This window comes from Nonomuraea sp. K271, from assembly GCF_009908215.1.
Classification (GTDB): Bacteria; Actinomycetota; Actinomycetes; order Streptosporangiales; family Streptosporangiaceae; genus Nonomuraea; species Nonomuraea longispora.
In genome coordinates this window covers 1-7,363 of the sequence record NZ_JAAAHR010000270.1, presented here as the reverse complement: position 1 = coordinate 7,363, position 7,363 = coordinate 1, and the positions used below count along the sequence as shown (strand labels likewise).

Annotated in this window: 8 protein-coding genes; 3 read left to right on the top strand and 5 right to left on the bottom strand. The window is 73.1% G+C overall.

The window, feature by feature from the left end; all coding sequences use genetic code 11:
- Positions 1-106 precede the first annotated feature (106 nt).
- A complete protein-coding gene (locus tag GUY59_RS45010) occupies positions 107-1,657 on the bottom strand; it encodes a DUF6297 family protein (protein ID WP_252375124.1) in 1,551 nt (516 codons plus the stop codon).
- Entirely contained in the window at positions 1,654-2,277 is a 624-nt protein-coding gene (gene ccmA / locus GUY59_RS51130) for a heme ABC exporter ATP-binding protein CcmA (protein WP_138205314.1), read from the bottom strand. The genes GUY59_RS45010 and ccmA overlap by 4 nt, the downstream gene beginning before the upstream one ends.
- A 138-nt stretch (positions 2,278-2,415) precedes the next feature.
- Here ccmA and GUY59_RS51125 point away from each other — a divergent pair, with 138 nt between their 5' ends.
- Entirely contained in the window at positions 2,416-2,727 is a 312-nt protein-coding gene (locus tag GUY59_RS51125) for a hypothetical protein (RefSeq protein WP_138205312.1), read from the top strand.
- Positions 2,728-2,774: 47 nt separating this feature from the next.
- Positions 2,775-3,362 (top strand): histidine phosphatase family protein, encoded by a 588-nt coding sequence (locus GUY59_RS44995; RefSeq protein ID WP_138205310.1) that lies wholly within the window; start codon positions 2,775-2,777, stop codon positions 3,360-3,362.
- Positions 3,363-3,420: 58 nt separating this feature from the next.
- Here the strand turns inward: GUY59_RS44995 and GUY59_RS44990 are convergent, their stop codons facing one another.
- Positions 3,421-5,001 (bottom strand): pyruvate, phosphate dikinase, encoded by a 1,581-nt coding sequence (locus GUY59_RS44990; RefSeq protein ID WP_138205308.1) that lies wholly within the window; start codon positions 4,999-5,001, stop codon positions 3,421-3,423.
- A complete protein-coding gene (locus GUY59_RS44985) occupies positions 4,998-5,621 on the bottom strand; it encodes a transcriptional regulator (RefSeq protein ID WP_138205306.1) in 624 nt (207 codons plus the stop codon). Before GUY59_RS44985 ends, GUY59_RS44990 begins: the two co-directional genes overlap by 4 nt.
- Before the next feature lie 139 nt (positions 5,622-5,760).
- On the opposite strand from GUY59_RS44985, the gene hemW reads away from it, so the two are divergent.
- The gene (gene hemW, locus GUY59_RS44980) at positions 5,761-6,981 is read left to right on the top strand and encodes a radical SAM family heme chaperone HemW (protein ID WP_138205304.1); all 1,221 of its coding nucleotides are present in this window, start codon (positions 5,761-5,763) and stop codon (positions 6,979-6,981) included.
- Here the strand turns inward: hemW and GUY59_RS44975 are convergent.
- The coding region (locus tag GUY59_RS44975) for a DUF4870 domain-containing protein (RefSeq protein ID WP_201762109.1) at positions 6,978-7,363 on the bottom strand (386 nt) is incomplete at its 5' end. The two genes, hemW and GUY59_RS44975, sit on opposite strands and share 4 nt — an antisense overlap.

Genomic DNA, 7,363 nt, shown 5'->3' with positions numbered 1-7,363 from the left:
GTCAACGAGCCGTCGCGGAAGGTGGCGGAGAAAGCGGGCATGCACAAGGACCGTACGATCCCGTACGGTGGAGTGCCCAGCGACGTCTACGTCGCCTGAGCGCCGGTCAGCCCGCCCTGCCGGCACGCAGCACATAATCCAGCAGAACCAGCACGCCGGCCACGCCCTGGGCTGCCAGGACGGCGCCGAAGGCGCCCGGGGGGACCAGCGGCGCCGACAGCGCGGGCAGGCATCCGGCCATGGCCAGGTCCGCGCCCGTGACCGCCCAGATCAGCGGCCCGGTGGGGATCGCGCCGCCCGGGGTGTCGAGGACCGGCATGGAATGGTCAACCGGGCTGCGCCTGGCCATCCGCAGCGCGCCGGCGGCGAGTGCCGGAGCGGCCAGCGGACCGAGCAGCCACCACACCCCTCCGGCGGCGGGGCCCGCCAGGGCCGCGGCCTGCGTTCCGGGTCCGCCGGCCAGTGCGAGTCCGGCCAGGGCCAGGATCGTCCACGAGCCGCTCAGCACCATCGGAAGAACGGCCCTGGCCGCCAGCGCCGGGCGCCTGGCCACCCCCATCAGCCGTGCCATGACCGGATTGTCGTTGTCCCTGCGCGCCCCGGACACACCGGTGCAGGCCGCGGCCAGCCCTCCCGCCAGCACGGCAGCCCACAACGCCGTGGGCGCGAGGCCCGCCTGGGCCAGCACGGCGGGCAGCGCGGCCGCCGCCGCCATGGCCGCGAGCCGCCTGGGCCTGCGGGCCAGGCGGAGCCAGTCGTGCCAGGCCAGGGCGAACGGCGCGGGCATCGACGGCCAGCGGCGCGAGGCGAGCTTCCTTGCACGCCAGTGGTTGTCCTCGGTGATCCAGGTGAGCGCGCCGGGGTCGAGCGTGGTGGCAGCGTTGCTCACGTGGCCCGCGCGGGTGGAGGCGCTGACCAGGGTGCGGGCGGGGATCCGGCCGAGCGCCGCCCACGCCCGACGTGCGAGAAGGGCGGAGAGCACGGCGCCGCCCGCGGCGACGGCCGCGACGGCGGACAGCGGCGCGGCCGCCGCGACCGCCAGCGCCGAACGCAGGTGCCCGCTCATGGCCACCACGGCCAGCACCACCAGCCCGGCGATCGCGACGGTCAGCCAGACCTGCCACGACTGGGACGCCTGGCCGAGCACCGCCAGCGCCATCCCGCCCACGGTCGCAGAGACGCCGAGCGCCAGTGCGGCGAACAGCCGCCACATGAGCTGGTCGGGAGCGCCCAGTACGGCCAGCACGCCCAGCCCCAGCACGAGGCCGGCCACGACCGCGACCACGAGGAGCGCCCGCGCGGTGCGGCCGAGCACGTGCTCCCGGTTGAGCGGGGAGAGCAGCAGCCAGGCCGCGTCGGGGGCGGGCAGCAGCACCGGGCCCGCCGCCCTGGCGGCGGCCAGGAAAGCCGTCATGGCCAGCGCCACCAGCGCCACGCCGGCGCCCGCACGCGCGGGATCGGCCGGCCCGGCCAGGTCGCCGATCATGGTGGCGACGGGCTGACCGGCCACGGCGGCCAGGATCGCGAGCTGCACCATGGTGACGTACCGGTCGGTGAGGCTGACGGGGGCGTGGCCGCGCGAGCGCAGGTAGGCGCGTACCGGCCGCACGCCGGCCGCGGACCCGGATGATGTCGGGGGCATGTGCGGGCGCGTCACGCGGTGACTCCTGACGGGAAGACCTGGCGGGCGTGCGCGGCCAGACCTTCGTCGTGCGTGGCCATGACGACGGTGCCGCCTCCAGCCGCGTAGTCGCCGAGCAGCCCGGCCAGGCGGGAACGGAAGGCGGCGTCGAGCCCGCGTTCCGGCTCGTCGAGGAGGAGCAGAGTGCTCGGCCGGAGCAGTGTGGCGGCCAGGCACAGGCGCTGGCGCTGGCCGGTGGACAGGTTGAGCGGGACCGCGTCGGCGCGCTCCGTCAGGGCGAACACGTCGAGCGCCGCGTCAACGGTCATGCGGGGAGTGGCGTGCACCGCGCCCATCAGCTCAAGGTGCTCGCGCGCGGTGAGCCCCGGATACCAGGCCGGCTCGTCGCCCAGCAGCGCCACCCGGCTCCAGAAACGCGCGTTGTCGGCCGGCGGCTCCCCGAACATCCGGATCTCGCCCGACGTGGCGGGCTGGAGGCCGGTCAGGCAGCGGAGCAGCGTCGACTTTCCGCAACCGTTGGGCCCGACCACCGCCACGATCTCGCCTGGTGACACGGTCAGCCGAACGTCCCGCAGCACGGGATTGGCGCCCAGATCGACGGCTAGGTCGGCCACTTCGATGATCGGTTCGTACACCGTCCGAGGGTAACCAACTCGCGCGCGCCGTGCGAAGTGGCGGGAGTGCGCAGGGCGGGATCGCCGCGTGTGTAAGGGATTCTGTCGGTGGCGTCCTCTACCTTCAGTAGCCGAACACTTGTGCGATAGGAGGGTGACGTGATCGCTTCTGAGCGGTTCGAGCGCGCTGCGGTGCTGGGGGTCGCTGTGGCGGAGGAGACCCGCCGGCTGCTGCGGCACCACCTGAGCTCGCCGGAGGAGGGGGGCGACGGCACGGTCCTGGTCGACGTGCCCTATCCCGACGCGGCCGTGTTGGCGGCGGTGCTCGACGTGGCCGCCGAGTGTTTCGGCGAGCGCGGTGACTCGATCGAGGAGGCCAGGCAGGCGGCGCTGGAGACGTTGTTGCAGCTGGCGGGGTTCGACGGGGAGTCGCAGCTCAATCCTGGCGTGTCCGCCGGTGAGCAGTCATAGGATGTTGTAAACATCGGGATGTTCATGGAATTTGAATAGAGGTTGCGATGGCGACGCGGCATCTGTACGTGGTGAGGCACGGAGCGGCCGATCCCTTCGGCAGGCTGACCGAGGCGGGGGAGCGGCAGTCGGAGCTGGTGGCCGAGCGCCTCGCCCGCTTGCCGGTCGACGCGGTGTGGCACTCGCCGCTGCCCCGGGCGGCGCGCTCGGCGGAGATCATGGGTGAACGCCTGCCCGGGGTTCCTGTGCGGGAGGCGGCCGAGCTGGTCGACCACGTGCCGCATGTGCCGGACGGGATACCGCCGGAGTGGGCGGGGTTCTTCGACGGATACGACGCGGACGAGGCGGCCGACGGCGCGCGACGCGCGGCCGACCTGGTCGCTCGGTTCGCGCGCCCTGCGCAGGCCGAGAGCCATGAGGTCCTGGTGACGCATGCCTACCAGGCCGCCTGGCTGGTGCGGCACGCCCTCGACGCGCCGCCGGCGCGGTGGCTGGGGCTGGGCTGCGGCAACACGGCGCTGACCGCGATCGACTACTACGACGGCGCGGCGCCGGCGGTGCTGCTGTACAACGACATGGGCCACCTCCCGGCCGACCTCCGCTGGACGGGGTTCGGACCGGGCGTCCGGCCGTGAGTCGCGTGGAGATCCGGCCGAAGGAGGTGGTGCGGGCCGGGTGGCTTCCGTGAGCGCGCTAGTGGCATAGGGCGGCGTGGGCGGCGTTGAGGCGGTCGGCCTCATCCCGCTCGGAGTGGTCGCCGGACACGTCGTCCGCCCATGCGAGCAGCCGCCGCAGGTGGGCGTCGGCCGTGCTGGTGGAGACGGCAGGACTGCCGAGAGCGACCTCGCCGCTGGTCCCGTCGATGGTGACCGGGGTGCCCTCGGTGACGGTACGCCCATCGGCGGTCAGTGAGGCGGCGTCGACGACGAGGCCGGTGACGCCGACGACGGCGGGTTTGCCCATCGCCCGTGCGACGACCGCGGCGTGGCTGGCCGGCCCGCCGCGCGCCGTGACGATCCCCGCGGCGGCGGCCAGGCCGCGCATGTCGTAGGGGGATGTCTCCGGGCGCACCAGGACGACCGGGCCGTCGGCGGCCATGCGCACTGCCGCCTCCGTCGTGGTCGCCACCTCGCCGGCCGCGACTCCCGGGCAGGCCCCGAGCCCACGGGCCAGGATGTCGGCCCGCGCCGATGCCGCGATGCGGGGCGTGCGTACGTGCCGCAGATGGTGCGGCGAGACCCTGAGCAGCGCTTCGCGCCGGGTGATCAAGCGCTCGTCGGCGAGGTCGGTCGCGACGCGTACGGCGGCGCCTCCGGCCAGCCGGGCGGGCCGCGCCTGCAACAACCACAACTCGCCGGACTCGAAGGTGAACTCGACGTAGCACGCGTCGCGGTAATGCCCCTCGACGCGGTTCAGCGCCTCCGCCAGGGCGGACCACACGGCCGGTTCCCGGCCGGCGAGCTCGTGCAGGGGTCGGGGCGCCGATCGGCCCGAGACGACGTCCTCGCCTTGGTGGCCGAACATGACGTCACCGAACGGGACGTTCTCCCCGGTGTTGGGGTCACGGCTGAAGGCGACCCCGGTGCCGCTGTGGTCGTCGCGGTTCCCGTACACCATCGCCTGCACGATCACGGCCGTGCCGAGGTCGTGCGGGATGTCGTGCAGGTCGCGGTACGTTCGTGCGCGCGGTGAGTCCCACGACGAGAAGACGGCCTCGATCGCCGGGCCAAGCTGCCCGGCGGCGTCGTCCGGGACCGTCCGGCCGCCTCGTCGCCGTACGAGTTCCTCGGCCGTGTCAAGGCTCGGCCGCTCCGCTGCCGCGCCGGAGCCCGCGGGAGCGTCCGGCGTGATCGCGGACGCGAAGCTCGTCAGGAACCGCAGCCGCGCGTTCGCGGCGAACTCGGGGTCGCCGGTCTCGGCCGCCAAAGCCGTCGCGGCCTCGGGCGTGAGGCCGAGGTTCAGAACGGTGTTCATCATGCCGGGCATCGACACGCTCGCCCCGGAGCGTACCGACACGGTCAGCGGCGTCCGGGTTCCGCCGAACCTGCGCCCGGTGGCGGCCTCGAGCCCGGCCATGGCGATCGTGAGCTCCTCGTCGAGACCGCCGGGAAGGCGGCCCGCACGCATGAACTCCCGGCACGCCTCGACGGTGACGACGAACCCGGCGGGCACCGGCAACCCCAGCCGGTGCAGCGCCACGAGGCCGTGCGCCTTGGCCCCCAGGGTCTGCGCGCCCTCCTCGGCCCGCGCGGAGAGTGTCCGGATCCACCTCACCGGGGGATCCCGAGCGTCGCGAGCAGGTCTTCGTGAAGCTGGGCCCACACGATGTGGTACGACGACGCGACGTGGTCGGCCACATATTCCAGCTCGCCCGAGTGCGCGCGGTCGAGGGCTTCGGCTAGCCGGGTTCGGTAGCGGCCGAAACGCGGCAGCGCCGCGGCGAGCTCGGCGCAGACGAGCGCGGCTCTGCGGTCGAAGTCGGCGAACCGGCCGAGGACGCGGGTGTCGTACGCCGGGTCGTCGTGGTCGTTGACGACCATGACGCCGTCGAGCGGCCTCAGCTGCCAGGCCGTGCAGAGATCGAGCAGTTCCGGGTTGAGCACGAGGAATCGTTCGTAGGCGGCGGCGACGGCGGGGCGTGCGCCACCTGCTTCCAACTCGCCGGCGATCCACTCGGCGTCCGCGACCCGGCCGGCGTCCGTCAGGCCCCACACGTCGAACCCGTCTGCGAAATGCGTGACGAGACCGGCGACCGCGAGATCGATCAGCTCGGACTCGGCCTCGGACTCGTCCAGGCCGGTGACCGCGCTCACCCGGGCGAGGCCGGCATGACCGGCGCAGCGCAGGGCGTGGAGCACCGGCATCCCGGTGCGGTGAGGTCGGGGCAGGGTCATGGCGCCGTCCTCCGCGACCTGCGGTGCGCCTGCTGGGTGCGTATGGTAACTCTCCATGGCATGGCCGAATGTTGTCACAATCCAAATGATGACGCCATTCGGAGTCGGAGCACTCCCCCGGGGCGGGCAGACTGGAGGCGTGCCATCCACCCTGCCTGACGGCGATCCCGCGCCCGCCACGGGCGAGCTGCCCGCCGGTGCCCTGAGCACGCTCGGCGAGCGTCCGTTCGGCTTCTACGTGCACGTGCCGTTCTGCGTGACGCGCTGCGGCTACTGTGACTTCAACACCTACACCGCCGACGAGCTCGGCCCCGGCGCCTCCCGCCGCGACTACGCCGACACGGTCGTCGAGGAGATCCGGCTCGCGCGCCGCGTGCTCGGCCCGGCGGAGCTGCCGGTGGAGACGGTGTTCTTCGGCGGGGGCACACCCACCCTGCTACCTCCCGAAGACCTGGCCAGGATCCTGGGCGCGATCGGCTCGGAGTTCGGGTTGCGGCCGGAGGCCGAGGTGACGACCGAGGCCAACCCCGAGTCCGTCGACCCGTCCTATCTCGACAAACTCCGCCACGGCGGGTTCAACCGGGTCAGCTTCGGCATGCAGAGCGCACGCGAGCACGTGTTGCGGGTGCTGGAACGCGGGCACACGCCGGGGCGGGCGGCCGAGGCCGTACGCGAGGCGCGGGCCGCCGGGTTCGAGCACGTCAACCTCGACCTGATCTACAGCACGCCCGGCGAGTCCGACGACGACTGGCGGGCCACCCTGACCGCGGCGATCGAGGCCGGGCCCGACCACGTGTCGGCCTACTCCCTGATCGTCGAGGAGGGCACCAGGCTCGCGGCCAGGATCCGGCGGGGCGAGCTGCCCATGCCCGACGACGACGTGGCCGCCGACCGCTACCTGATCGCCGACGAGATGCTGTCGCAGGCAGGTCTGCGCTGGTACGAGGTGTCCAACTGGGCCGGCTCCGACGCGGCGCGCTGCCGGCACAACCTGCTCTACTGGACCGGCGGCGACTGGTGGGCCGCCGGCCCCGGCGCGCACAGCCACGTCGGCGGCACCCGCTGGTGGAACGTCAAACACCCGGCCGCCTACGCCCAGCGGCTGGCCGGCGGCGCCTCGCCGGCGCACGCCCGCGAGGTGCTGGACACCGGCGACCGCGAGGCCGAACGCCTGATGCTGGAGCTGCGACTGGCCTCCGGCTACCCGCTCGCCGAGGTCGCGCCCGCCGCGCGTCCCACCGTGGCGAGCGCGCTGGCGCGGGGGCTGCTCGAACCGGCGGCGTTCCGGTCGGGGCAGATGGTGCTGACGCTCCAGGGACGCCTGCTCGCCGACGCCCTCATCAGGGACCTGCTCGTCTAGGTGATCATGCGGATGGCGAACGGATAGCGGTACATTTGCCCCTTGTTCGTGGCCATGGCCGCCTGGATGTGGAAGATGAACGACACGATCCAGACCACCGGCAGCAGCAGGATGCCGACGAAGACGATTATCAGGATGCTCGAGACGAGATAGCCGATGAACATCGTGATCTGGAAGTTGAGCGCCTCTGCCGCCTGGTCGCGTACGTACGGCGCCTCGTCCTTCTTCATGAGGTAGATGACCAGCGGGCCGACCCAGGACGCCAGCAGGCCCAGAAGGTGCGCGATCATCGCCAGCGTCGCGTCGTCGGTGCCCGGGCGGGGGCCGAAACGGCCCGGTACGTACGGTTCGTCAGGGGCGCCGGGGTAGCCAGGGCTGGGCT

Bases quoted from the DNA above. Each gene is read 5' to 3' on its own strand.
- GUY59_RS44995 (WP_138205310.1), top strand. From the start codon at position 2,775: ATGGCGACGCGGCATCTGTACGTGGTGAGGCACGGAGCGGCCGATCCC.
- GUY59_RS44985 (WP_138205306.1), bottom strand. From the start codon at position 5,621: ATGACCCTGCCCCGACCTCACCGCACCGGGATGCCGGTGCTCCACGCC.